Below are 24,062 nucleotides of genomic sequence, written 5' to 3'. Positions count from 1 at the left end.
CTGAGGGGAATGTGCCGTAGCACCTGCCTGCTCGAGGGCACATTTTCCACGAGCTCATCAGATCAGCCGAATTGAACTAACGATAAACCTCCAAGTTCTCCTGGATGTCGCACCAGCGGCCTGAGGGGAATGTGCCGAAGCACCGGCCGGCCTGACGACAGACGATGACGGTATCCAGCACCCACGCGGATTGCGTACCATGGAGCCCTGTGACCAACGTCGAGAACACGGACAAGAACAGCCCTTCAGGCTCTCAGAAGGGTCAGATCGATGACTCGGTGGCGCGGTCGGGTTCGGTGTTCCCAGAGGTAGATTCCCTGCCAGGTGCCGAGCGACAGACGGCCCTCACGGATTGGCAGGGTGAGTTCGCTGGCGGTCAGCACCGAGCGGATATGGGCGGGCATGTCGTCGGGGCCTTCGGATCCGTGGGTCCAGTCCGGGTCGCCGTCGGGTGCGATCCGGCTCATGAAGCGCTCCAGATCGGCTCGCACCGCGGGGTCGGCATTTTCGGTGATCAGCAACGAAGCGGAAGTGTGGCGGATGAAGAGATGACACAGGCCGGTTCCGATGCCGGCGGACCGGACATGACCGGTCACCTCGTCGGTGAGTTCGTGGAACCCCCGGCCCGGCGTCTGGAACTCGATCCGGAACACCGGCATCTTCAGGGGTAGAGCTTACGCTGAGCCCAGTTCCCGTCCGTCCAGCGATACTCGGTGCGATCGTGCAGGCGGAATTCCCGGCCGTGCCAGAACTCCACGGAATCGGGCTGCAGACGATATCCCGACCAGTGAGGTGGTCGTGGCACGTCTTTTCCCGAGTAGCGCTCCTCGAATTCTGCCACCCGGGCTTCGAGCGTGTCGCGACTGTCCAGCGTGCGCGACTGCAACGAGGCCCAGGCGCCGATCTGGCTGCCGCGGTCCCGCGTTGCGAAATAGGCATCAGCCTCTTCCGCGGTCACCGGGCGAACGGCGCCCACCAACTGTACCTGACAGTAGGTGGATTTCCACAGAAAAGTCGCCGCCGCGCGCGGGCATTCATCGATCTGCCGGCCCTTGCGGCTGCCGGTATTGGTGAAGAATACGAAACCGTGCCGATCGAGCCCCTTGAGCAATACCGTTCGGGTGGTCACCCGGCCCTGGCAGTCACTGGTCGCCAGAACCATGGCCGTCGGCTCAGGCTCTCCGGCCTCGCGTGCCGCGTCCAACGCGGCATTGAAGCGGTCGATGATCGTCTGCGAAAGTATCGCGTCAGTCATGGGTCTGGGCTGCTCTTGCCGTCAATAACGGGCTGTCCCTGACGGATCAGCTCTTCGACTCGCCGCTTTCCTGCTGGCGGCGCAACTTGGCCTGCGGCAGGGTACGGAGCCAGATCAGCCACACCACGAGCGCGTCCAGAATGATAAGTGCCTGCCACAAGTACAGGTGGAACCACTCGAAAGCCACCTGGTTCCACTGCCCCAGGTAAAACAGGCTGACGATGCGGATCAGGTTCAGTATCTGGATGGCGAAGAAGCCGACCACGAACCCGACCAATTTGTTCTTCAGAGGCGCGGGAAAGGCGAAAATGGCCGCAAACAGGATGATCATGGCTTCCACACCGTTACATCCACGTTCGATACGCACGCCAAATCCGCTGGCCTGGTCGCGGATTACATTGGCGTAGGAAACGACGCCGTCGTCGAAAAACGTGATCAGCCACACACTGACGTCCGCAATGAATGCAGTAAATGGCAGGATGACGTACTTTTCCGCCGGCTGTAGAATTTCAAGCGTGAACAGCCCGACCAACAGCACAGTGAACAGAACAAAAAACCGGATCATCGGGGAAGGAGACTTGGAAGCCCAAAAAGTTTCGCCATGGTACCCAATGTTCGGTGTGCGTGCACCCTTCCGGCGCTGCTGATCGGTGGGATCCTCCATGCGCAATGTCTACCTGGTGGGGCCGATGGGCTCGGGCAAGACCACCCTGGGCCGGCGGCTGGCCGGGAAACTCGGCCTGGAATTCCACGACTCCGACCACGTGATCGAGGAGCGGACCGGCGCGAGCATCAATCTGATTTTCGATATCGAGGGCGAGGCCGGCTTCAGGGAACGCGAATCAAAAATTCTGGAGGAACTGGCTGCCATGCAGGGTGTGCTGATCGCCACCGGCGGCGGCGCCGTCCTTGCCCGGCGCAACCGCGACCTGCTCAAGCGGACCGGCATCGTGGTCTATCTGGAGACACCGGTCCGCCAGCAATTGCGGCGGCTGCGCCGTGATCGCTCCCGCCCCCTGCTGCAGACACCGGACCGGGCGCAGAAACTCGAGGAAATGGCCGCGCAACGCAATCCCCTTTACGAAGAAGTCGCGGACCTGGTTTTTCCAGCTCGCAGCGGCCCCATTGACCGCACGATTCATTCCATTTACGAGGCGTTGAAAAACCAGCAGTCCGAACCGCAGGACCCGCCATCGCCGCCTCCAACTCGCGAGTAAGCCTTCATGACAGAGCGCCTGACCGTACCCGTCGAACTCGAACGTGGCTCCTACCGGGTGGATATCGGAACCGCCATCCTCGATGACCCGCAGTCGTGGGGCTCCGTGCTGGGCGACGAGACCGTTCTGCTGGTCAGCAACGACACCGTGGCCCCCCTGTATGCCGATCGGCTGGAATCAGCGCTCGGTGAACGCGACGTGCACCGGCACATCATTCCCGACGGCGAACCGCACAAGAACGTGTCCACCTGGTCCGGCATCATCGATCGATTGATTGAAATCCGGGCGCGCCGCGACGCGACCCTGATTGCGCTCGGTGGTGGTGTCGTGGGAGATATCTGCGGCTTCGCGGCAGCCAGCTACATGCGCGGCATTCGCTTCGTACAGGTGCCGACAACCCTGCTGGCGCAGGTGGATGCCTCGGTGGGCGGCAAGACCGGAATCAATCACACCGCGGGCAAAAACCTGATCGGCGCTTTTCATCAGCCGGCAGCAGTCATCATCGACACTGCGACCCTGGATACGCTGCCCCGGCGTGAGTACCTCGCCGGGTTGGCGGAAGTCGTCAAGTACGGAGCCATCATGGACGCGGAATTTCTCGATCGCATCGAGTCCATGATCGACGCCGTCACCGCGCGGGACCCGGAAGTCCTGCGCGAACTGGTGGCCCGCTCGGTCCGCAACAAGGCGAAAGTCGTCTCTGCCGACGAACGTGAGGGCGGCATCCGCGCCATTCTGAACTTCGGCCACACCTTTGGTCACGCCATCGAATCGGTGACCGGGTATGCGCGCTATTTGCACGGCGAAGCGGTCGCGATCGGCATGGTCATGGCCGCAAGCCTGAGTGAACGCCGCGGTTTGTGCGAGGCGGGCACGGCGGCTAGACTGGAACGGTTGCTGGCTGCCCTGGGGCTGACCACCACGCTGCCGGACGATATCGCCACCGCCCCGCTGATCGAAACCATGGGCCTGGACAAGAAGGCCGTCGCGGGTGGATTGCGGCTGGTGCTACTGACCTCCACCGGCGAAGCCGTCATCGACCAGGACAGCAGTGAAACCGAAATCGCGGCCGCCATCGACGCGTGTCGCGACCCTTCCCGAGCCATCTGAATCCGAGCCGTCAAACCGGCTCCGCACCACCGGAGACCCACCACCATGAAGCCTGCAAATGACCTGCTGATCAGGGCCCTGTTGCGTGAACCCACGCCACGCACACCGGTCTGGATCATGCGCCAGGCCGGGCGCTACCTGCCCGAGTACCGTGCCGTTCGCGCCGAGGCCGGCAGTTTCATGCAACTGTGTCAGAATCCGGAACTCGCCTGTGAGGTCACCCTGCAGCCGTTGCGCCGCTTCGCCCTCGATGCCGCGATCATTTTTTCCGACATCCTGACGATTCCCGACTCGATGGGACTGGGCCTTTACTTCGTCGAAGGCGAGGGGCCGAAATTCGAACGGCCATTACGCACGGAAGCCGACATCAAAAAACTTCCCCGGCCCGATATCGATTCGGAATTGCGCTATGTCACGGATGCCATCCGGCTGACTCGGCGTGAACTGGACGGCCAGGTGCCACTGATCGGCTTCAGCGGCAGCCCGTGGACCCTGGCCACCTACATGATCGAGGGAGGCTCCAGCAAGACCTTCGGCCGCGCCAAGAAACTTCTGTTCGACGCCCCCGAACTGGCGCATGACCTGCTGGCGCGCCTGGCGGATTCGGTCACCGACTACCTCAACGCCCAGATCCGTGCCGGCGCGCAGGCAGTGCAGATTTTCGACACCTGGGGCGGTGTACTCGGGCCGGAGCCCTACCGTGAATTCTCGCTGCGCTACATGGCCCGGGTCGTTGACGGCCTGGATCGCGAACACGACGGTGAGCGGGTTCCGGTCATCCTGTTCAGCAAGGGCAGCCAGCGCGACCTGGAGGCCCAGGCCGATACGGGTTGCGATGCCCTGGGCGTCGACTGGACGATTTCGCTCGAGGAAGCCCGCTCACGCGTGGGCGACCGGGTTGCGCTGCAGGGCAATCTCGATCCGGCCGTGTTGCTGGCCGGCGAGAGCGTTATTCGGCGGGAAACGGCGCGCTGTCTTTCCAGCTTCGGTACCGGACCCGGACATGTTTTCAATCTCGGGCACGGCATCACCCCCGATGTGGATCCGGAACATCTGCGAATACTGATCGAAACGGTCGGCTCGGTCAGCGGCGCCGGTCAGCCGCCGGGTTCCGCTCCCGGCTGAACGCCGGCAGACGCCAGGGACGCTTCCAGCAACAGCGCTTCCATGGCGGTTCGCATCAACGGCCGCGGAAGGGCTCGCACCCGCAGCGGCGCGAAATCCCTGATCTCCCTGTCGATGGCCGGTGGGCCATCGGCCGTACCCCGGTCGGCCCGGTAAACCAGAACCGGGGCGTCCGCTGGCCGTCGCGCGGAACCGCCACCGATTCGCCGGGGCAGGTTTCCCTGGTGACAGATCACGACGTTTCCCGCCGATTCGACCCGACTCCAGTCGGGGGACGCCACCTCGAGGGCCGACACGCCGATTCGACCCAGAATGCTGCCGGCGATCCCGCGTTCCGGACTGTCCAGCACCAGTTGACAGGCCACGGCGCGAAGCAGGCGGCTACGGTGGCGCATGTGCACGGGCATCGGCCCCACGGGCAGTCGCAGGCGAAAAACCGAACCACCGCCCACTCGGGGTCCGTGCTCCAGGTCGCCACCCAGTTCCCGGGCCAGCCGTCGGCACACGTAGAGGCCGATGCCCGAACCGTCCGGACGCCTCAGGGATTCGCCCGGCCCGCGCCAACCCCAGGCGTAAGCCTGATCCGGCATCTCGGCGACCCCGGATCCGGTATCCTCCAAACTGCATTCGGTCCGGCCGTTACCGGCCGGGCGCACGCGCAGGTACACGAATCCTTCACGGGTGGCATGCAGCGCGTTCGACAAAAGGTTATCGAGCACGGCCCGCAAGCGAATGCCATCCACCTGCCAGAATTCCGCGACCCGCGGATCGATCTCGAGATACAGGCCGAGGTGCCGCGCACGCGCGTTCGGCCAATGCGCAGTGAGCAGGCTGTCGAAAAACCGGTCCACGGCTAAGGGCCCGTGTACTGGCCTGCTGATTCGTGCAGGTGCCTGCCAGGACAGGGAGTCGATCATTCCTGACAAATGTCGGGCGCTCGACTCCAATGCCTGCACCACAGCCCGGCTGCGGGTCGGCAGGGGCACCCTCGAGAGTTCGTTGGCGAGGGCCAGCAAGCCCGCCAGCGGCGTTTTGAGTTCGTGTCGGAGCAATGCCAGGATCCGCGACGAATCGCCGCCGGTGGCTGTCATGGCAGTGCGTTCGGATGACTTGAAATCGGACTTTCTGGACATCGCGGTCCCCGCTGGAGGGCGGGGACACGATGATGAAACCGCGCGGACGGTTCAGGAACATCTACTCTACCGTGCCGGCCTGGCCTGCGCAAACGCCCGCCGCACATGCAGCCGGACGAAAACCGTGAACCGGTTGGCGGAGCCTGCCGGCCCGGCTGTTAGAATAGGGTGACCGGAATGGCGGACGCGGACCGGGTTACGGGCTGTCCGCCAGAATGGTGGACTCTTCGCTGCGAACCTGCCGGAACCGTACCCATGCCTTTGAGGCTCCTGGTTTCCATTGTCATTCTGCTGGCCGCGTTGCTCACGCTGTTCATATTTCTGTTGGCAACCGACACGGCCCTGTCGGTGTGGAGTTATCTCAGGGAAGCTCCGGCCTGGCTGCGGCTGGCTTATTTCGGCCTGGCCATCGCCGTTCCCCTGGTCACGGTCGTCCTGTTCTGGTCCTGGTTGCGTCCGGGCAGGAAGCCGGACAAACCGGACCGTGCCGCGCCGGCGGACTACGACTCCCTGCACGATGAACTGACTGAAGCCGGCCAGGCCGGCGTGGATGTGGGTCCGGCGCTGGAGGAAATCCGCGAGCAACGGCGGCGCAAGGCCAGCGGCGAACTCTACATCGCCCTGTTTGGTGAAGTCAGCAGTGGCAAAAGCAGCCTGGTGAATGCGCTGGTGCCCGAGGCCAACGTGGAAACCGACCCACGCGCGGGCACCACAGCCTGCATCCGGCGGCACGAGTGGACGGCGCCATCGGGCGACCGGATCGTGGTATCGGACCTGCCGGGGTTCAATTTCGAGGACGACACGGCTGCGATGGAAGAAACCCGGCGAGCCCATCTCGTCATCTTCCTCTGCGATGCCGATCTGACCGGCAGTCAGGCCGAACCCCTGCGGCGGCTTGCCGCGGAGGGCAAGCCGGTGGTGCTGGCCCTGAACAAATCCGATCGCTACACGTCCGAAGAAATCGACGTGCTCACGCAACGGCTGGCCGAACGATCCGGACTCCCGGAACACGATGTGGTGGCCATCCGAACCGGGGGCCGCGAGGAAGTGGTCCGTCTGCTCGGCTCGGGAATCGAGCAGCGGGAAAGCCGCGACCGGGAGCCACAGATCGAACCGCTGCTCGTCGCCGTGCAACGGCGCCTGGACGAGAACCGTGACCTGATGGAGTCCCTGCGTGATACGGCGGTACTGCTGCTGGCCAGCGAAAAGCTGGATCGTGCGCGGCGCGAACATCGTGATGAGCAGGCCGCCGAGCAGATCACCCGCTATTCCCGGCGCGCGGTGGTCGGCGCCCTGGCCGCGGTCGCTCCCGGTTCGGACCTGGTCATTCAGTCGGTACTGGCCACGCAACTGATCCGCGAGCTATCGCGCATCCATGACGTGCCGGTCAAGGAGTTGCAGATCGACGCCTTTCTGCAACTCGCCGGCAGCCGGCTCAAAAACATGACCGCCATCACACTCGCCATCGCCGGCAACGCGATGAAAGCCTTCCCGGGAGTCGGCACCATATCCGGAGGCGTGGTTCACGCCATCGCCTATGGCATGATTTTCGACAGCCTGGGCAAAGCCGCGGCCGCGACTCTGGCGAGCCGGGGAGAATTGAGACCGCTGCCGGCAGCGGTCGCCTTCGAGGAAGAACTGAATGCGAATCTGGAATCGGGTGCGATCCGCTTTGCCCGCCTGGTGGCGCAAAAAGGCCGCAACGGAAAGCAGCGGGACCGCTGATGCCCGCCGGCACTGGCTGGCCGCGAACCGGAACCTCAAGTCCCTTCTGGAGGACACATCCATTCCGTCGGGAATTCGCGCCGAACTCGCCGACGAGTTCGAGCAAATCGAACGCATTACGCAAAAACTCGACCGCGACGAAGTGCACGTTGCCGCATACGGCCGGGTCGGCGTCGGCAAATCGTCATTACTCAACGCTCTGTTGGGCCGCGAAGCGTTTCGCACCAGCGCACTGCACGGCGAAACCCGCCGCGAGGCACGAGCCGATTGGCAGTCCCTGAAGGACGGCCAGGCCGTTCTGCTCGATACGCCGGGCATCGACGAGCTGGATGGCGGCGCGCGCGAGCGCCTGGCGCGGGACGTCAGCCTGCGGGCGGACGTGATCCTGATGGTCTGCGAGGGCGACCTCACACGAATCGAGCATGCCGCGCTGGGCCAGCTGGCCCGGCTCGGACGCACCGTGGTACTGGTCCTCAACAAGGCCGACCGGTATACCCGGACCGAGCTTTCCGCTTTGCTGCAACGCCTGGCCGAGCGCACCCGTGACTGGCTGCCGGCCGAGCACATCATCGCCGTCAGCGCGCACCCACGGCCGGAAATCATCCTACGAACCGGACCTGACGGCCGCGAGGAGGAAATGACCCGGCCGCGCGAGCCGGACGTGAAGGAACTGCGGGCGGTGCTGTGGCAACTGCTGGAACGTGAAGGCAAGGTCCTGGCCGCACTCAATGCGTCCCTGTTCGCCAGCGAACTCGACGCCCGGGTCGCGCAGCGCATCGTGGCCGCCCGCCGGGACCTGGCGGAGCGCTTGATCCACAAGTACTGCCTGGCGAAAGGCCTGCTGGTGGCCGTCAACCCCGTGCCGGTGGCGGATCTGCTCGCGGCGGCCGGCACGGACATCGCCATGGTGACTCATCTCGGCCGAATTTACGGTTTTCGCATGCAGCGCTCGGAGGCCTCCCGGCTGCTCATGACCATTTCCGCCCAGCTCGTCGCCCTGATGGGGGCGTACTGGGGTCTGAACCTCGTATCCAGCGCCCTGAAGACGGCCAGTGCCGGCCTTTCGACCACGCTGACAGCGACCGCACAGGGTGCGCTGGCCTGGTACGCCACCTACCTGGTGGGGCGGATGGCCCAGACCTGGTTCGCACGCGGCAAATCCTGGGGCGGCGACGGGCCGCGGGAAGTGGCGCGGTCGATTCTCGCCACGCTCGATCGCGACGAACTGCTGCGCGAGGCCCGCACCGAACTGCGCAACCGGATCCAGAGGTCTTCCGCTTGACACCGGCGGTGATCAACGGGAAAGTCACCCTGTTCCTCAAACAGCGAAACTCATGAGCGCAACCGCGTCGAAGCCGGAAATCAGGCAATGGGGCAGCCACGCCACCCCCGTTTTTTCCACCCGCTATCCCAGCGAGGGCGTGCTCAACCGTGAGCTCAGAAAATTCATTCTCGACCAGGAATCCCAGGGCGAGCGCTATCGCAACCCGGATTACATTCCCAGCAACCAGGTGGGAATCTTCGAGAGCAGTTTCGATCTGTTCAAGGACCTGAACCGCGCCATTCAGGAACTCAAGGGGTTTTTTCTGCACGGCATCCTGCATGCCGTGATGGAGACCAACGGCTATTCGGCCGACGAGGCCGGCCGATTACGGGTGATGACGGATGCCTGGTACCACGTCACGCGTTTTGGCGGCTATATTTCCAGCCACATTCACTCGAATGCGACGTGGTCCGCCGTGTACATGGTCGATCCCGGCGTTCATCCCGACGACCGGCCCGCGGGAGGGGTGCTCAATTTCAAGGACCCGAGGGTGACCGCCAACATGTACCTCGACCCCGGCAATCAGCAATGGCGTCCTCCCTATCACCTGGGCTCGGTCAATTACGAGATGAAACCGGGTGACCTGCTGGTGTTTCCCTCCTTCATCCAGCATGAGGTCACACCGTACTTCGGCGAGGCGCCGCGCATCACGGTTGCGGCGAATTGCAGTTTTCGCTGGCAGGACAGCTGAACGGTTTCAACCGCCGATCGGGTCTTCACCCGCCATCAGCGGCTCCACCGGCACATCCCTCAAGACGGTTTCCGCCCAGCGCAGCGCGCCTGCGACAGTCTCGCCGTGACGTTGTTCCATCGCCGCGCTTTCCACGCGCCGCTGATCCGGACCGTATGCAGCGCCCGATTTCGCATGCCGGGTAAACGCACCCTGCTCCACGACGTCCTGAATCAAGCCGTCGCCCAGACCGAGCGACAGGTGTGCGCCGACAGCGGCCAGCGACGAGGCGGGTTCGGCCAGAAAGCGTTCCATGGTCAGGCCCAGCGTGACGGCCTTTGCCGCACGGGAGACGGCCTGAAACTGATAACGCTGGCAGTGCCAGAACACCACGGCCTGCCGCAACAGGTCCAGGTCGGCCACCGAATGGATTCCGGTTCGCTCCGCGTAATCCGTGTCACGCAACAGCGCGTCGGTAAACGATGCCAGAAGACGCTCCGCTTCGTCCTGCTTCTTGAGTACGGACAGCAACAGGGCACGCAGGCTGCAGCTCATCAGAACACAGGAGCGCGGCGTATCGTCTTTCCCAGGGCCCGTGGCGAGTGCCGGCAACAGGGCATTGGCGTAGTTGGACGGTTTGACCACGACCCGTTCACCGGCAAACGGACGCTCGGACAGGCATATCACGCGCTGAAGCAGCGTGGTATCAACCGCAGCGGCAGACTCGCGGCACAGCGCCGCCAGGCGTGACAGAACCGCAGGTTCACGCAGCACCAGGGTTCGCTCCGGGTGGTCGAGACAGTGCGCCAGCAACGTGGAACAGCAGAAGGCGGTGTGGAAAATCCAGCCCGCCGGGGGCGGCGGCGCGCTCGCCAATGCCCGGTCCACGGCCTCGCCCGCAACGGTTCGCACCTCGGCCGGACGCGGCCGGATGCGGTGATCCAGAAAGGCGGAATCCCGATAAGTGGCTCGCGAAACCGCCGCGAACTGAAACGCGTCGTGGGCGGGATCGATACCGGCAAGAAGCCATTCAGGCCCGCCCGGTGGCTCCACCGGGGGCCCCCTGTCCCGGCGCGGGTCGAGGTTCGCATCCGTCTCGCTCATACGGCGGCGTTTCCCGGCAGCTTTCCGACGCATGGCGCGACCGGGCGTAAACACGGATGGTTTCGGGGCACGCCCGATTCGCAAGCCCCGGGCCCGGTCCGGTCCACGGTGCCCGCCAGCCTCACTGCTGCTCGTTCTCCTGCGCCGTCTTGCGTCGTTGCTGGTGCAACTGGGTGATGATGGTGTACTTGGGGCCGGTAACGGGTGCGTTGCCGCGGTGATAGTAGGGCCAGCCCACCGGACAGATCATCAGGCGTCCTTCGACCGGTTTTATCGACTGGCCCATCCAGCGGTACTCGGTTTCGCCGCCTTCCTCGACCGTGTTCAAATACCACATCGCCGTCATCACGCGGGTGAACGAACCGGCGATGTTGTCGGAGTGCCAGTTGAACTGCTCACCCGGGTTGTACCGCGCCATGCGAAAGCCCTCATGATGCACTTCCACCGACTGAAAGGCGTCACCCCACTTCTGCATGTATTGCCGCAGGTAAAACGTGAGGCTCTGATTGACCGTGTTGATCACGTCTTCCCAGCCTTGCCGGATATCCGCGAAATCGATTTCGGTCGTCCCCTTGAATTCCGGACGGTAGGCGCCGTCACCCACCTTGCCGCGTGATTTGCGCGGGTCGTTCTCGAACCGCTCGACCACGTCCCGGCAAAATTCGGGGCTCAGTGCACGGTCGTAAATTCCGAAGAAATTTTCCATTCTCAGATTGCTCTCAAGCCGAGGCATGACGGGACGAATTATACCGTTCGCAATCATACGATGGTCCGGCTTCGCTCACTCGTCATACCCCAGAGTCATCAGGACGTGGCGGTATCCGGGCAGCGCCTGAAATGCCGCCACGGTTTGTTCATCTGCCTGCCGGCGCGGCAGGGATTGAATTTTTCCGTCGGAACGGCCGGGCAGAACATCCCCGGTCATGTTGTCGTAATCCGCCCACCGATTCCGGTACCCGGCATCGAACGGAATTTTCAGATGCCGGCAGATGCGCTCCAGCGCGGCGTCGCTGTCCCGGGTGAAATCCTCATACCGGGTAAAACCAATGGCGGCGGCGGAGTCCGCGAAACGGGCTGCGCCTTTGAGGAACCGGCGCGGCCCCAGGTGTTGCCGAAACACCGGCTTTCCGGACAGGCTCAGCCACTGGTCCAGCGGGTGACGGACCGTTGCGTGGCGCAGCAGCGTGAAATCCGGGGCCACCGCTTCCACCAGCCTGGAGTGCTCCGCCGGCCCCGTGAAAGGCACTCCGGTGTAGTCGAGATGGCTCCAGTCCCGAATCACCAGCAGACGTCCCTGCTCGGAGCACCGCGTGGCGATCAGACGAATCGCCGCGCGGAAGTTCAAGGGGGCGCTGCGAATCGACTCGAGGTCCTTCGGTGTCAGCAATCCATACCACTCATGTGCCTGACGCAGCGGATCAAACATCTTCAGGCCCAGGGGGTGAATTTCACTCAGCAGCACGACTCCTTGCATGCTGGCCAGGCAGCGGCAGATCACCGTCCCGCCGGTGCGAGCCATCTGGTGCAGGATTCGCAGGGTGGGGGCGCCGCTGGATTCAGAAGGCATATGCAAACTCGCGGAGTTCATCGGCGAACGCCCGCGCGACCCGATCCCGCTGCGACTCGTCGAACCATTCCTGGTAGGGGCGCGGGTCGGTGCGGTAGCCGGATTTGGCCCGGACACCGAGTCGCCCTTCCCAGGGCACGCCGAGCCGATCGAAAACCGCACCGAGTTCGGTATCCAGGTTCTCGTACCGCAGCACCTGGTCCACCAGAATCGTTTGGTTATCCATGTCGGTGTACAGCTCCCAGCTACGGGGGAACCGGCCGCGGGCCAGGTAGTCTTCGAACGACACCCGCCCGCCGCTGCGATGCCGCAACATGCAGTAATCCGAAACCGTCTTGTCCCAGGGATTCCGCTCCACGCACCATTTGAAGTAGGTATTCCAAATGTCGGCTGGCACCGCCTGACGTATGCCCCAGGCCGAAAAATGATTGTAGAAGCGTCCGAAGTTTCGCGGCTGATGGCCGCTGACCGGCGGATTCAATGGCGTGAAGACGTCCTGGTCCCCGCAATGCGGCGACAGGTAGGCCTCGATGCTGGTGCCGGCCGTTTTAATCGTCTTGACGAAGATGAAACGGTAGGTGTGGGAAATGATCATGTACCGGACCGGTCGAAGTCGAACCGCTCGAAATCCTCGGCGAAAAACTTCCGGATCAGTCGCCGGGAGCGGGTGTCGAACCGATCCAGACCGGAATCCGAACCGGTGCTGTAAACCTTCGAATGATCCTTCATCAACTCGGGGCAACCCGTCCGCTCGGCGATGACCGGCAGCCACTCCGGGCGACGATCGTAGCGGAACACCTCGGAGACCAGGACTTCGCCCTGATCGTCGCAGACGTAACCGGTATTGCTCAGGTAATGGCCGTGGTAATCGAATTCCCGCCGGGTGAGCCGCTTCACATATTGGCTGAGACTCATCCCCGGGAGTTTGCCGTTCTGCTGCAAAAAACTGAATAGTGAAAGCACACGTTCGAAGGGATTGCGAACGATGGAGAAGGTATACAGAGAGTCCCACAGATCGGGTCCCAGTGCTTCGCGCAATTGCGCTGCCGGAACGTGCGGCGGAATGAGGCCCAGGCCGATACCGCTGCTCGCGGACGGCTTGCCGAACAGACGGCCGTATCGCCGGTAGAAGGCCATGCGCAGAACCGTGCTGGACGTTCGCGGAACGTCGACGAACCAGAAACCGATTTCCGGCAGCCGTTGCCGGACGTAGTCCGGACGCTTGATCTCAGTCGTCATGGCGGCCCATCGTACGGTAAACCACTCCGTCACGCGACAGACAGACGGGCAGGATTTACTCTGTTTGCCAACGAAAAAGGCCACCTCTTTCGAGGTGGCCTTTCCGTATTACCTTAACGCAGTAACTGAGCCGTCAGGCTTAGAAACTGTGCTTGAAGTTGACGAACCAGGAACGTCCGAAGGCACGGAAGGTGTCTTCGTCGGTCGTCGCGTTGAAGCCCTGGTTGATGAACGGCAACTCCTCGTCGGTCAGGTTGGTGATACCCACAGTGACCTGCGAGCCCCAGCCTGGAACGGTGTACCGGCCGACCAGGTCGAAGTAGTAGACCTCGTCGGTAGTTCCGGTGTACGCCCGATCGATGAGCGGAATACCGAAGTAGGTATCCGCCGGGTCGACAGCAACGATTTCGGCGTCGTCCGGGCAGTACATCGTCAGGTACGTGGTGTCTGCGTTCGGGTTACCGCAATCGGTGACGCTGTCGATGAACTCGACACTCAGGCTCACGCCCCAGTCACCCAGCGACCAGTCGGTGTCGAACCTCCAGCGCCATTCCGGGAATGACTTCGGACGACCCAGGCCACGGTGCTCGAACAGGCCAACCACATCCGCCGATTCCGCCGTTGCAAGGCCGTCTCCGTCGAAGTCCTTCAGCACCAGCTGTTCACGCTTGATGTTGTAGGTTCCGTACCAGGAGAAGTCCCACAGACCGATGTCGGTATTCAGGTTGTAGTTGAACGACCAGTCGATACCCTCGGCGGTTTCGGGACCCACTTTCTGTACCAGCGTCAGCACCGACTCGAGGTCACCCTGCGGGAAGCGGCTGATGTTGTCGCAGAAAGCCGGCACGCCACCGGAGAAGCAGCCCGCCAGCACGACATTGGAGGACGGGATATTGATCGCGTCGTCGATCTCGATCTCCCAGTAATCCAGGGTCATGCTGAAGCCAGGCAGGAAGGTCGGTGACCAGGCCAGGCCGACGGTCAAGGTATCGCCTTCTTCCGGCGTCACGTTCATGTTACCGCCGATCCGGGCGCGGGCCTGCGTGTCCGACTGAACGTAGCTGGCCGGAACGCCTTCGCAGCCCGGGGTACCGCCACGGCCCGAGCACGGGTCAACCGTGTTCGGGAAGCTGTCACCCACGCCGGCGAACAGTTCGGAGATGTTCGGTTCGCGATACACCTCGCCAGCCGTGGCGCGCAGCAGCAGGCTGCGGACCGGCTGCCAGCGGATGGCGCCCTGGAACGTGGTCGAGGAATCGAAGATCGAGAAGTCGTCGTAACGGCCACTCAGAGAGACTTCGAGCAGTTCCGCACCGGAAACTCCGGACAGCAACGGGATGTTGATTTCACCGAAGAACGAGTCGACATCGTAGGATCCCTGGGTGCCTGTGCCGGTATTACCGGTGGTGGCATCGGTGACCTTGGAGGAGTCCGGAATGAACTGGTAATCCTCTTTGCGGCGCTCGTAACCGAAGGCCGCCGCCAGCGGACCGGCCGGCAGCTCCATCAGGTCGCCGACCAGGGTCAGGTTGGTGATCTGGCGCTCGTTGATGTAACGGTCGTTCAGCGGAATGGACACGTAATCCAGCATTTCCTGGGTAATGGGATTGGTGTCCGGATTGGTGAACGGGTTGAGCGAAACGCAATCGGCAATCGGGTTGTCCGGTGTGCCGCAAACGACCTGACCGGTGGTCGGATCGAGGAATGACGGGCCAAGCGCCTGTCCGAGACGGGTGCCGTTGAACTGACCGAAGTCGGTATCGGTGCGGTCGTTCTTGCCGTAGTTGTAGCTCAAGTCCCAGGTCCAGCTGGTACCGACATCGCCGGTCAGGCCGACAATGATCTGCCACTGGTCGACATTCTGCTGGAACGAACGGCCACCGGTTTCACTGACGCGGCGACGCCATTCCGGGATGTCCACACCGAACGGGTTGTAGTAGTTGTCCGCGGAAATCGCGGCGGTGCCGCCGGCATCCACCCAGCTCGGGTCGAAGCGGGAATCGTATGGCTGAGGTGCCAGAAGCTGCTCCGAAGTCCGGTTGGCGAAACGCGCTTCCGTGTAGGCGGACACGTTATCGAACAACTCGTAATCGCCTTGGAAGAAGAAGCTGGAACGCTCGTACGGGTTCTGCATGTAGTTAACGGGCGCGAAATCGTACGTCGCCTCGTTACAGTCACCGCCACGCGGGCCGTAGTCATCGACCGAGGCGCCGCCGGTGGCGGAATCGCGGCAGATGGTCCAGCTGTTGCCCAGACCGGCGTTGGTGAGATCGAAACGGCCGTAAGGAACACGCGAGGAACCGAACGTGCCCCAGTCCGCGATGCCGTTGCCGTCGCCGTCGGTCCACGGATCACCCGAGAAACCGAACTGTGCGAAGCCCACCGGATCGTAGACCGTCACGGCCTGCCGGATATAGGTTTCGTCATACGCCGACAGGAACACCTCGTCCTGTTCGGTGTATTCGATACCGATCACGAAATTACCGCGGTCGGTATTGCCACCCGTGATGAAGCTGGTGGTCTTGTTCGTCCCGCCTTCATCGAAGCTCTCGCCGATCTGGAATTCGAACTCGGCGCCTTCGAAGTCACGACGGGTGATGATGTTCACTACGCCGGCCACGGCGTCAGCACCGTAAATCGCCGATGCGCCATCCTTGAGGATTTCGATGCGCTCGACCATCACGACGGGAATGACAGAGAAATCGTTGAACAGCGAAGGCAGACGTTTGCCGTTGACCAGCACCAGCGTGCGGTTGGTGCCCAGTCCGCGGATGTCGACAGCGACCCGGCCGCTACCGCCGTTGTTGCGCTGGCTGGACGTCGGGGAACCGCTCATCATCGGCAGATCCTGCACCAGTTCGCCGAGATCGGTAATGCCCGTCCGCTTGATGTCGTCGCGGTCCAGAACGGTGACAGGGTTGGCACCCTCGATGTCGATACGACTGATGCGCGAACCGGTAACCTGTACCCGGTCGAGATCAGCCGCCTCCTCGTCGCTGTCCTGTGCAAAGACTGGCGAAGAAGAGAGAGCGAAGCCTGCCACAGCGCTGGGAACCAGCGCGAACTGCACCGCCTGGTACAGAGGATTACGGCTGTGTTTCATTGAACTCTCCAAATTTTATTTGGTTTGGTTGTCTTTCGATCGAAGTCAACCCGGATCAAAAGTGGCGTTGACGCAGGTCATGTGACATGGGTCAAGCTAATGGGCCATGTCCGAGCTTGGGCGGGATAGTATCACCATTCGGAACCGATTGGAAAGGCTTTGTTAACCGCGAATTAACAATGTGTTAACGGAATTTCGCAGGCTGAATTCATGCCTTTTCCGGCAGTTTAGGTGAGAAATACGACGGTTGACGTAGCCGGCCGGCGCGACCCGGCGGAACGCGGGCCGTGATGAGGCAGCGATGTGTGGGTCGGCGCCCGGGACCGGGCGCCCAAGCCTGGTCAGCGGCGCAGGATGCGAATGTCGCCGCTGAAGTTCTCGATTTCGATGATCGCGCCGCCATCGCCTTCACGGTGGTTCAATCGGCGCCCCGGTCCACGCGATCCTGCGTCGACCGCGCCGAAATCGGTCCGAATGTCGCCACTGTACGTCTGTGCGGAAAAATTCCCCTGCTGCGCATCATCCAGCACGATTCTCACGTCGCCACTCATGCTGTCGGCACTCAGACGCCCGCCGCCGGCGACATCGACATCGGCGTCCAGGTCGCCGGATACCGTTTCAAAACGCGCCACGGTGACCGTACCACCTTCCAGTTCGGCGTCGCCGGAAACGGTCGTCACCTGGACTTCGCCATCCACCCCGGCCAGATCGATCTCGCCGCTGACGGTCTCCACCGAAATGCGCGAAGTGCGCCCGCGGAACGTCACGTCTCCGCTCACCGACTCGACGTCAACCCGGGCCGCCCGGGCCTCGACATCGATATCGCCGCTGACGGTCGACAAATCGAAACGCCCGCCGTCGAGCCCCGACACCGAAATGTCCGCACTGACGCCCTCGGCGATGATGCTGGCCGCGACCGGCACGGTCAGATGCAGCCGCGTTTCCTCCACATAGCGCTGATTTCGCCGGTTGCGCACCACGACCGTCACACCCTGCGCCGATTCACCGATTTCGAGCTCTTCGACGCCATCACCCAGTTCACCGGTAATGCGGACTTCATTGCGGTCCCACGCATTGATGTCGATCGAGCCGGCCAGGTTGTCCACCTGAACCCGGCCGTCTGCCGGCATGGACCGGGTTTCGTCGATCTCGGTGCCCGCCAGAGCGATGCCCATGGGCAGCAGCGCCAGAACGGCGACGATCCACGGGTTCCTGTTCAGTAGTTGTTTCATATGGTCTGCCTCCGTGAGGCGAGGTCCGCCGAAGCCATCTGCCTCAGCATTTCCACCTGGCGGGTGCGAAGCTGCACCAGCCGCTCATTGATATAAGGGTCATCCGGATGCCGTCGCAACGCGGTGGCCAGTTCGCCCTCCGCCTTGCTGAGTGCGAACCAGCCCCGGTCCAGATAAACCCCGATCGGCGATCCGGACGACGCGCTTTCCAACGTTCCGCGGAATTCGCGCAGGGCGGCCCGATATTCACGCTCGGTGCCCTGCATCGCGCTGGCCCTTCCGGGCGCCTGCACGGGCACACCATAACCCACCCCGGCCAGAACGGGCGGGCTCTCGTCCGGCAGCGCCACCGTCGGCGTATCGCGGCCACCCAGCAGCGCAACGCCAATGGCGGCGACCGCGACCGCAGCCGCGGCCAGAGGCCAGTAAGCGCGACGTCGCTGCCGTTCGCCACTTTGCGGGGACCGGGCTGAAATCCGCGCCTCGATGCGCTCCCACGGATCACGGGGTGGCTCGAGCCTGCGCGGCAACCCCCCCAGCTTTTCCCGCCAGTAGCGATCGTCCTCGTGCATCTTCATGCCTCCAGTTCCGCGCGCACCAGCTTGCGCGCCCGGTGCAGTTGCGCTTTCGACGAACCCACCGCCATGCCCGTCATGCGGGAAATCTCGGCGTGCTTGTAGCCCTCGATATCGTGTAGCACCAATACCGCACGGGCCCGCTCCGGCAGGCCGGCAATGGCCCGCTCCAGATCACGACCGACTCCGGCGCCCACATCACGGGCACCGACCGCGCCGCGCTCGGCGGCATCGTCCATGGGGCTCTCCCAACGCGACCGCCGCACACGGCTGCGCCGGTCGCTGAGGGCCACGTTGGCGGAAAGACGATGCAGCCAGGTGCCGAAACGGCTTTCGCCGCGAAACAACTCCAGTTTTGTCCAGGCTCTCACGAACGCCTCCTGCATCAGGTCTTCGGCAACGCCGTGGTCGCCACCGCACAGACGCCACACCAACGCGTAGATCCGATCGCGGTGCCGGCGGTACAGCTTTTCGAACGCCGCAACGTCGCCTCCCCGGGCAAGCAGCACCAGGGGCCGGTCATCGTCCTCATCGTGGTTTCGATCGTTCACCATCCACGACGCAGCGGTGGCTGCTCCTCCCATGACTGATTAGACCTGATGGAGCGGCAAAGAGTTTAAACGCCCGGCCGCCGGCCCGGATCATGGTACCGCCGATCCGGCCGGCAATCCCGGAGCGTTGGGAAAGAATCGCCCCGCGGGGCTGCTGATTCAGGGAATCCAGGCCAGGGAAACAAACACGGACCGGCTGGCTCCATTGAAGCCGAATGCCGGCTCGTAGTCGTCGTCCAACAGGTTGTCGGCCCGCAGTTCCGCGCGCCACTGCGGCAGGAACTGCCAACCCGCGCGCAGATTCAGAAGGGTGTAGGACGGCAAGGTGACGCTTCCCACGTCCTGCCGCTTCCCGGACACGAACCACTCGACGCCGAGCCAGGAATGCCGGCCCAACCGCCGATCCAGGGTCAGCGAACCCTTGCGGTCCGGCCGGCGCAACAAATCCGCCCCGCTGTCGCGGTTCTCCGCCTGCTGCAGGGTCGCATTGGCCCGCAGGCGCCAAGGTCCGGCGTCATACCGGTATTCCGCCTCCACCCCTTTGATATCCACCCGGGCGATATTCACCGCCTGGAACGCCTCACCCTCGAAAGCCACCAGGTCGTCCACGCGGGTACGGTACACCGACACTTCGAACGCCGATGCGTCATTCACCCACCGCAGACGGGCTTCGGCCGAACGCGACGACTCCGGTTCCAGTTCCGGATTGCCCGCGAACAGGCCGCCGAAACCCGGAGAAAACTGCTCGTTCAGATTCGGACCGCGGAACCCGCTGCCCCAGGAGGCCGCGAGTTGCCACGAATCCGTGAGGTCGTAGCCGACCCCCAGTTGCCCGGTTACTTCAGTGCCGAATTCGCTGTTGTCGTCGACCCGGGCCGTGGCCTGTAGCAACCAGCGCCCGACCGGGCGGTCGAACCCGGCGTAAACGCCGGTGTTGGACCGACGTTCGTCAAACGCGACTCCGTCCCTGCCGACTTCATGGGTGTAGTCCACACCAAACCTCAGCGCACCGGCGGCACCCAGGTCGGCAGCATGCTGCCAGGCGAATTCCGACCGCTCGGAGCGAAACCCGGTGGTAAAGAAGCCGAAATCGGACTCCAGCCGGTCGCCGGCATAGCCGGCCACCAGGTGGTGTGTCCAGGACGGCGAAAAGGCACCCTCGTAGCTCAGGCTGGCCAGCAGTTGCTCGGCATCGGAGCGACCCTGATCGAAATCGGTTTCGGTGTCGGAAGCAAGCACGCTCAGGCGCAGTTGCCCGCCACCCAGATCGTGGGCGGCGTTGAGTCCGAAATTAACGGCTGTCAGGCCGTCGTCGTCGGGGTCGAATCCAAACCCGTCCGGATTCTGCGCCGAGAACCCCCCCGAGTCCCGATACCCGGCGCTCAGGTTGAACCTGCCACGCTCGCTGCTGGCACCCCAGCCGCCGGCGAACTCCGTCGAATCCCAGCTGCCAACGGTCAACCGGGCGTACGGCTGCGGACGGCTGCGCGTGAACACCTGGATAACGCCTCCGATGGCGTCGGAACCCCACACGCTCGCCTTCGGCCCGCGCACGACTTCGATCCGCTCGATCTGGTCGAGGGGCAACAATTCCCAGGCGTAGGCACCGGTGTTGGTCGAACTCACCCTGATTCCATCGACCAGCACCAGTACGTGATTCGAATTGGTGCCGCGCAGAAAAACGCTGGTCTGAGCGCCGGCCGGTCCTGTTCGGACCACGTCGACACCTGGCAACAGGCGCAGCAGATCGGGCAGGTCCTCGGCCGCTGAACGCTCGATGTCGGCGCGTGTGATGACACTGACCGCATCGACGATACGATGGATCGACTGCTCGGCCCGGCCCGGCGTGATGACCAGGTCGGGCTTGAGTTCATGGGGTTGAGCCGCGTCGTCGGCACCGACGGGCGGAGAAGCCAATACAAGCAGCAAAACCATGGAACAGGACCGGCGGCCCCGCAGAACTGTGGAACAAGACATGAAAACTCCCTTCGCGCACCCGCGTTACAGTCGCCGCGGTGGTCAGGGAGTCAGTGATGGGAATCACCAGCCCCGGGTTGCCCGCCGCAACGAGGTTACTGTGCGTTTCGGGCCGGTCTCCGGACTCACGAGTGGCGTAATGCCTGTACGGCGCCTTCCCACACTGTGTGCAGTGGCCTGGTAGCCGTAATGACTCGATTACCGTTGCGGGGGCAGTGCCGGATTCACACCGGCTTCCCGTTTCACCCGCGCCAGGGCGGTTTTACGCCATGTCGCGGACACCCAAAACGAATCGCACCCCCGGAACGAGCATGTGCCGGGGGTGGCGAAAGTATAACAGTGGGCCGGACGAAACGCCCGGCCGTTTTTCGTTGCGCTCTAGGCCGCGTGCTGGGTACCCAGGTCGGCGTCGCGCCGCAGGCCGAGTTGCAAATCCCCGGTCTCGAATTCATCGACCGCGATGATTTCCAGCACGAGTTCACGGACCTTCGCCAGAATGGCCGCTTCGTCGTTACCGAGCACACCCATCGCTACGGCGGCGGCGACCTGCTCTTCCCAGGTGATGCCATCGACCTGCCCACTCTTGATCGCCTTGATCAGTTTTCGCTCCAGCGGTTCGGCCGCGATCACCTGCGGCAACGCCTCCTCGAGCAGTCCGATCGGATTTCCGGTGCGGGCCGACCGGTAGATACCGTGGGTGAGTCGATCACGCGTCTCCGACGGGGCGAGCAACAACTGCGCAACTTTATGAGTCAGGCGATCGCCGGGTGCGCGCTCACGCCGTCCCAACGGAAACACAACCACGCGGAGCAGGGCCCGCATGGGCCGGTTGGGGAAGTTATCGACGACTTTGCGCAAGGCGAGCTGAATCTTGTACACCGCATCGTGAAACGCCCAGGACAGGATGGCCTGATCGGCGGCCGGGCGCCCGATCGCCTCGTATCGTTTGAGCATGGCCGAACAGATGTACAACTGGCTCAGAACATCACCCAGGCGCGCCGAAATATGTTCTTTCTGCTTCAATTTGCCGCCCAGGGTGAGCATGGCAATGTCCGAAACGAATGCCAAATTCGCCGAATAGCGGGACAGTTTCTGGTAGTAGCGCGAGGTCTGGCGGTCGCTCGGGACTGCGGCGAACTTGCCGAAGCTCATGCCCAGCACCAGGCTTCTCACGGCATTGCGAATCGTGTAGCCGACGTGACCGAACAGCACTTCGTCGAACCGGCGCTCCCGTTTCTCCGAATCCTCGATGGCCGCTGCTTCCAGTTCTTTCAGCACCCAGGGATGGCACCGAATGGCGCCCTGGCCAAAGATCATCATGCTGCGCGTGAGGATGTTGGCGCCCTCGACGGTGATCCAGATCGGCATGCCCTGCCAGGCACGCCCCAGGTAGTTGCGCGGACCGAGAATGACACCTTTGCCGCCATGTACATCCATGGCATCCTGGATGACTTCGCGCGCCTTCTCCGTCGCGTGGTACTTGGCGATGGCCGACGGTACCGCAGGCCGCTCACCGAGATCGACGGCCGTGGCCGTCATGCGGGACAACGCTGACGTGCTGTACGCATTACCGGCAATGCGGGCAAGCGCCGCCTCGATGCCCTCGAAACGACCGATCGGCAAGCCGAACTGCTTGCGAATCCGTGCGTAGGCCCCGGTGGCCAGCGCGCCGGTCTTCGCCCCGCCGGTTTGCGACGAAGGCAGGGAAATGGCCCGGCCGACCGATAACTGCTCGACCAGCATGCGCCAGCCCTGACCGGCCCGGTCCACGCCGCCCAGCAGCGTTTCCAGCGGCACGAAGACGTCTTTGCCGCGAAGGGGTCCGTTCTGGAATGGTACGTTCATCGGGAAATGACGCGCCCCGATTTCAAGGCCGGGCGTCTCGCGCGGCACCAGGGCAATGCTGATGCCCCGGTCTTTTTCGCCCCCCAGCAGTCCGTCGGGATCGTACAACCTGAACGCGAGTCCAATCAGCGTGGCCACGGGCGCCAGGGTGATGTAGCGCTTGTCGAAGTTCAGGCGAATGCCGGTGACGGTTTCACCTTCGTATTCACCTTTGCAGACCACACCGTAATCCGGAATCGAGGTTGCATCGGAACCCGCGGTCGGTCCGGTCAGCGCAAAGCAGGGAATTTCCTCGCCGCGGGCCAGCCGCGGCAGGTAATGCGATTTCTGATCTTCCGTACCGTAATGGAGCAGCAGTTCAGCCGGGCCAAGAGAGTTGGGAACCGCAATGTGGGTACCCGCCACCGAACTGACCGAGGAAACCTTCTGCAGAACCGCCCGGTGCGCCATCGCGGAGAAGCCCAGCCCCCCGTAGTCCTTCGGAATGATCATGCCGAAAAACCGGTGCTCCTTGAGAAAAGTCCAGATTTCCGGGCTCAGGTCGGCATCCCGGTGGGTGATTTCCCACTCGTTCAGGCGATCGCAGAGTTCCTCGACCGGCCCGTCGATGAAGGCCTTCTCCTCGACCGTCAATTCGAGATAGGGCTGATCCTGGAGCTTTTTCCAGTCGGGTTTGCCGGCGAATAGCTCTCCTTCCCAGCCCACGGTTCCGGCATCGAGCGCCGCCTGCTCGGTGGCCGACAGGCTCGGAATCATCCGCAGATAGGTTTGAAGAAACGGAGCGCTGATCAGCCGGCGACGCCACGGCAGCACATTCAGCGGCACCGCGATGATCGCGAACCCGAGCGCGGTGAACACAAGCGCGCCGAGGCCCACCTCACCGCTCGCCGCGAATGCGACGATACCGGCGGCGATTGCGGCCGTCCAGGTGCGAAGGCGCACACCGTAAAACGCGCAACCGATGGTAATAATCAATAATGTCAATAACATGAACCAAGCCACTTTGGAGTCTCCCGAATCAAATCCTGGTCAGTGGACCGGGTAAATTACACCCTTCCACACACTGAAGACCGGAAATTTCACGATTACCATACGGCAGAGTATGGAAAACTGGCTGACATAAGTCAATTCTCGCCGCCTGCGGCGCCCGATCCGGCGATTTGACAGGCCGGAAACGGGCCTAGACAATCGCCGGACACCCTTTTCCGGCCACCGCATGATCGCCCGAAACGCACCCTGCCCCTGCGGGAGCGGGAAGAAGTACAAGCGCTGCCATGGCCGAACCCGACCGGGCGCGGTCGCGACACCCG

Annotated in this window: 21 protein-coding genes, 1 pseudogene and 1 riboswitch; of the genes and pseudogenes, 7 read left to right on the top strand and 15 right to left on the bottom strand. The window is 63.2% G+C overall.

Features of this window, described 5'->3' with window-relative positions; genetic code table 11:
• Positions 1–245: 245 nt before the first annotated feature.
• The 3 genes from V3330_RS17960 to xrtH are packed head-to-tail and all read right to left on the bottom strand — an operon-like array spanning position 246 to position 1,820.
• Positions 246–659 (bottom strand): secondary thiamine-phosphate synthase enzyme YjbQ, encoded by a 414-nt coding sequence (locus tag V3330_RS17960; protein ID WP_354696832.1) that lies wholly within the window; start codon positions 657–659, stop codon positions 246–248.
• Positions 660–661: 2 nt separating this feature from the next.
• Positions 662–1,255 carry a pyridoxamine 5'-phosphate oxidase gene (gene pdxH, locus V3330_RS17955; RefSeq protein ID WP_354696831.1) on the bottom strand — a complete coding sequence of 198 codons (594 nt, stop codon included), beginning with the start codon at positions 1,253–1,255 and terminating at the stop codon, positions 662–664.
• Positions 1,256–1,301: 46 nt separating this feature from the next.
• A complete protein-coding gene (gene xrtH / locus V3330_RS17950) occupies positions 1,302–1,820 on the bottom strand; it encodes an exosortase H (RefSeq protein ID WP_354696830.1) in 519 nt (172 codons plus the stop codon).
• Positions 1,821–1,917: 97 nt separating this feature from the next.
• Here xrtH and aroK point away from each other — a divergent pair, with 97 nt between their 5' ends.
• From aroK to hemE, 3 genes are read left to right on the top strand one after another with little or no spacing between them, the layout of a single operon-like run.
• On the top strand, positions 1,918–2,472 hold the full coding sequence (gene aroK, locus V3330_RS17945) for a shikimate kinase AroK (RefSeq protein ID WP_354696829.1): 555 nt from the start codon (positions 1,918–1,920) through the stop codon (positions 2,470–2,472).
• Between the two features lie 6 nt (positions 2,473–2,478).
• Positions 2,479–3,582: a 3-dehydroquinate synthase gene (aroB, locus tag V3330_RS17940; RefSeq protein WP_354696828.1), complete on the top strand. Its 1,104-nt coding sequence runs from the start codon at positions 2,479–2,481 to the stop codon at positions 3,580–3,582.
• Positions 3,583–3,627: 45 nt separating this feature from the next.
• Positions 3,628–4,707: a uroporphyrinogen decarboxylase gene (gene hemE / locus V3330_RS17935; RefSeq protein ID WP_354696827.1), complete on the top strand. Its 1,080-nt coding sequence runs from the start codon at positions 3,628–3,630 to the stop codon at positions 4,705–4,707.
• Here hemE and V3330_RS17930 read toward each other — a convergent pair.
• Positions 4,680–5,840: a sensor histidine kinase gene (locus V3330_RS17930; RefSeq protein ID WP_354696826.1), complete on the bottom strand. Its 1,161-nt coding sequence runs from the start codon at positions 5,838–5,840 to the stop codon at positions 4,680–4,682. The two genes, hemE and V3330_RS17930, sit on opposite strands and share 28 nt — an antisense overlap.
• Positions 5,841–6,095: 255 nt before the next feature.
• On the opposite strand from V3330_RS17930, the gene V3330_RS17925 reads away from it, so the two are divergent.
• The 3 genes from V3330_RS17925 to V3330_RS17915 are packed head-to-tail and all read left to right on the top strand — an operon-like array spanning position 6,096 to position 9,580.
• Complete coding sequence (locus V3330_RS17925) at positions 6,096–7,565, top strand: GTPase (protein ID WP_354696825.1); 1,470 nt, start codon at positions 6,096–6,098, stop codon at positions 7,563–7,565.
• Positions 7,483–8,847 carry a DUF697 domain-containing protein gene (locus tag V3330_RS17920; protein WP_354696824.1) on the top strand — a complete coding sequence of 455 codons (1,365 nt, stop codon included), beginning with the start codon at positions 7,483–7,485 and terminating at the stop codon, positions 8,845–8,847. The genes V3330_RS17925 and V3330_RS17920 overlap by 83 nt, the downstream gene beginning before the upstream one ends.
• A 52-nt stretch (positions 8,848–8,899) precedes the next feature.
• The gene (locus tag V3330_RS17915; protein ID WP_354696823.1) at positions 8,900–9,580 is read left to right on the top strand and encodes a putative 2OG-Fe(II) oxygenase; all 681 of its coding nucleotides are present in this window, start codon (positions 8,900–8,902) and stop codon (positions 9,578–9,580) included.
• Positions 9,581–9,586: 6 nt separating this feature from the next.
• Here the strand turns inward: V3330_RS17915 and V3330_RS17910 are convergent, their stop codons facing one another.
• The 11 genes from V3330_RS17910 to V3330_RS17860 all read right to left on the bottom strand — a co-directional run bounded on the left by V3330_RS17910 (position 9,587) and on the right by V3330_RS17860 (position 23,742).
• On the bottom strand, positions 9,587–10,663 hold the full coding sequence (locus V3330_RS17910; RefSeq protein WP_354696822.1) for a hypothetical protein: 1,077 nt from the start codon (positions 10,661–10,663) through the stop codon (positions 9,587–9,589).
• A gap of 121 nt (positions 10,664–10,784) precedes the next feature.
• Positions 10,785–11,369 (bottom strand): 2OG-Fe(II) oxygenase, encoded by a 585-nt coding sequence (locus V3330_RS17905; RefSeq protein WP_354696821.1) that lies wholly within the window; start codon positions 11,367–11,369, stop codon positions 10,785–10,787.
• A gap of 75 nt (positions 11,370–11,444) precedes the next feature.
• Complete coding sequence (locus V3330_RS17900; RefSeq protein WP_354696820.1) at positions 11,445–12,230, bottom strand: hypothetical protein; 786 nt, start codon at positions 12,228–12,230, stop codon at positions 11,445–11,447.
• Positions 12,220–12,825 (bottom strand): hypothetical protein, encoded by a 606-nt coding sequence (locus tag V3330_RS17895; protein ID WP_354696819.1) that lies wholly within the window; start codon positions 12,823–12,825, stop codon positions 12,220–12,222. The genes V3330_RS17900 and V3330_RS17895 overlap by 11 nt, the downstream gene beginning before the upstream one ends.
• Complete coding sequence (locus V3330_RS17890) at positions 12,822–13,469, bottom strand: hypothetical protein (RefSeq protein ID WP_354696818.1); 648 nt, start codon at positions 13,467–13,469, stop codon at positions 12,822–12,824. Before V3330_RS17890 ends, V3330_RS17895 begins: the two co-directional genes overlap by 4 nt.
• 139 nt (positions 13,470–13,608) lie before the next feature.
• On the bottom strand, positions 13,609–16,572 hold the full coding sequence (locus tag V3330_RS17885) for a TonB-dependent receptor plug domain-containing protein (protein WP_354696817.1): 2,964 nt from the start codon (positions 16,570–16,572) through the stop codon (positions 13,609–13,611).
• A gap of 341 nt (positions 16,573–16,913) precedes the next feature.
• Positions 16,914–17,804, bottom strand: a complete 891-nt coding sequence (locus V3330_RS17880) for a DUF4097 family beta strand repeat-containing protein (protein ID WP_354696816.1) — start codon at positions 17,802–17,804, stop codon at positions 16,914–16,916.
• A complete protein-coding gene (locus V3330_RS17875; protein ID WP_354696815.1) occupies positions 17,801–18,382 on the bottom strand; it encodes a hypothetical protein in 582 nt (193 codons plus the stop codon). Before V3330_RS17875 ends, V3330_RS17880 begins: the two co-directional genes overlap by 4 nt.
• The gene (locus V3330_RS17870) at positions 18,379–18,963 is read right to left on the bottom strand and encodes an RNA polymerase sigma factor (RefSeq protein WP_354696814.1); all 585 of its coding nucleotides are present in this window, start codon (positions 18,961–18,963) and stop codon (positions 18,379–18,381) included. The genes V3330_RS17875 and V3330_RS17870 overlap by 4 nt, the downstream gene beginning before the upstream one ends.
• A gap of 126 nt (positions 18,964–19,089) precedes the next feature.
• Positions 19,090–20,865, bottom strand: coding sequence for a TonB-dependent receptor domain-containing protein (locus V3330_RS17865; RefSeq protein ID WP_354696813.1), 1,776 nt, complete (start codon positions 20,863–20,865; stop codon positions 19,090–19,092).
• Positions 20,866–21,000: 135 nt separating this feature from the next.
• Positions 21,001–21,208, bottom strand: a riboswitch (cobalamin riboswitch).
• Between the two features lie 77 nt (positions 21,209–21,285).
• Positions 21,286–23,742 (bottom strand): acyl-CoA dehydrogenase, encoded by a 2,457-nt coding sequence (locus tag V3330_RS17860; RefSeq protein ID WP_354696812.1) that lies wholly within the window; start codon positions 23,740–23,742, stop codon positions 21,286–21,288.
• A 226-nt stretch (positions 23,743–23,968) separates the two neighbouring features.
• On the opposite strand from V3330_RS17860, the pseudogene V3330_RS17855 reads away from it, so the two are divergent.
• A pseudogene (locus V3330_RS17855) lies at positions 23,969–24,034 on the top strand (SEC-C metal-binding domain-containing protein); the annotation flags it as partial.
• Positions 24,035–24,062: the final 28 nt, after the last annotated feature.

Source organism: Elongatibacter sediminis (assembly GCF_037892215.1).
Taxonomy (GTDB): domain Bacteria; phylum Pseudomonadota; class Gammaproteobacteria; order Xanthomonadales; family SZUA-36; genus Elongatibacter; species Elongatibacter sediminis.
Note: the sequence above shows the minus strand (reverse complement) of the source record. Positions and strands in the feature narration are given on the sequence as shown.

What these genes read in the sequence shown, in the direction of transcription:
- V3330_RS17900 (WP_354696820.1), bottom strand. Translation starts at nt 12,230, where the DNA reads ATGCCTTCTGAATCCAGCGGCGCCCCCACCCTGCGAATCCTGCACCAG.
- V3330_RS17870 (WP_354696814.1), bottom strand. Translation starts at nt 18,963, where the DNA reads ATGGGAGGAGCAGCCACCGCTGCGTCGTGGATGGTGAACGATCGAAAC.
- V3330_RS17905 (WP_354696821.1), bottom strand. Translation starts at nt 11,369, where the DNA reads ATGGAAAATTTCTTCGGAATTTACGACCGTGCACTGAGCCCCGAATTT.
- V3330_RS17865 (WP_354696813.1), bottom strand. Translation starts at nt 20,865, where the DNA reads ATGGTTTTGCTGCTTGTATTGGCTTCTCCGCCCGTCGGTGCCGACGAC.
- V3330_RS17860 (WP_354696812.1), bottom strand. Translation starts at nt 23,742, where the DNA reads ATGTTATTGACATTATTGATTATTACCATCGGTTGCGCGTTTTACGGT.
- V3330_RS17895 (WP_354696819.1), bottom strand. Translation starts at nt 12,825, where the DNA reads ATGATCATTTCCCACACCTACCGTTTCATCTTCGTCAAGACGATTAAA.
- V3330_RS17930 (WP_354696826.1), bottom strand. Translation starts at nt 5,840, where the DNA reads ATGTCCAGAAAGTCCGATTTCAAGTCATCCGAACGCACTGCCATGACA.
- V3330_RS17915 (WP_354696823.1), top strand. Translation starts at nt 8,900, where the DNA reads ATGAGCGCAACCGCGTCGAAGCCGGAAATCAGGCAATGGGGCAGCCAC.
- V3330_RS17885 (WP_354696817.1), bottom strand. Translation starts at nt 16,572, where the DNA reads ATGAAACACAGCCGTAATCCTCTGTACCAGGCGGTGCAGTTCGCGCTG.
- V3330_RS17960 (WP_354696832.1), bottom strand. Translation starts at nt 659, where the DNA reads ATGCCGGTGTTCCGGATCGAGTTCCAGACGCCGGGCCGGGGGTTCCAC.
- V3330_RS17920 (WP_354696824.1), top strand. Translation starts at nt 7,483, where the DNA reads ATGCGAATCTGGAATCGGGTGCGATCCGCTTTGCCCGCCTGGTGGCGC.
- aroK (WP_354696829.1), top strand. Translation starts at nt 1,918, where the DNA reads ATGCGCAATGTCTACCTGGTGGGGCCGATGGGCTCGGGCAAGACCACC.
- V3330_RS17875 (WP_354696815.1), bottom strand. Translation starts at nt 18,382, where the DNA reads ATGAAGATGCACGAGGACGATCGCTACTGGCGGGAAAAGCTGGGGGGG.
- V3330_RS17880 (WP_354696816.1), bottom strand. Translation starts at nt 17,804, where the DNA reads ATGAAACAACTACTGAACAGGAACCCGTGGATCGTCGCCGTTCTGGCG.
- xrtH (WP_354696830.1), bottom strand. Translation starts at nt 1,820, where the DNA reads ATGATCCGGTTTTTTGTTCTGTTCACTGTGCTGTTGGTCGGGCTGTTC.
- V3330_RS17910 (WP_354696822.1), bottom strand. Translation starts at nt 10,663, where the DNA reads ATGAGCGAGACGGATGCGAACCTCGACCCGCGCCGGGACAGGGGGCCC.
- V3330_RS17925 (WP_354696825.1), top strand. Translation starts at nt 6,096, where the DNA reads ATGCCTTTGAGGCTCCTGGTTTCCATTGTCATTCTGCTGGCCGCGTTG.
- pdxH (WP_354696831.1), bottom strand. Translation starts at nt 1,255, where the DNA reads ATGACTGACGCGATACTTTCGCAGACGATCATCGACCGCTTCAATGCC.
- hemE (WP_354696827.1), top strand. Translation starts at nt 3,628, where the DNA reads ATGAAGCCTGCAAATGACCTGCTGATCAGGGCCCTGTTGCGTGAACCC.
- aroB (WP_354696828.1), top strand. Translation starts at nt 2,479, where the DNA reads ATGACAGAGCGCCTGACCGTACCCGTCGAACTCGAACGTGGCTCCTAC.
- V3330_RS17890 (WP_354696818.1), bottom strand. Translation starts at nt 13,469, where the DNA reads ATGACGACTGAGATCAAGCGTCCGGACTACGTCCGGCAACGGCTGCCG.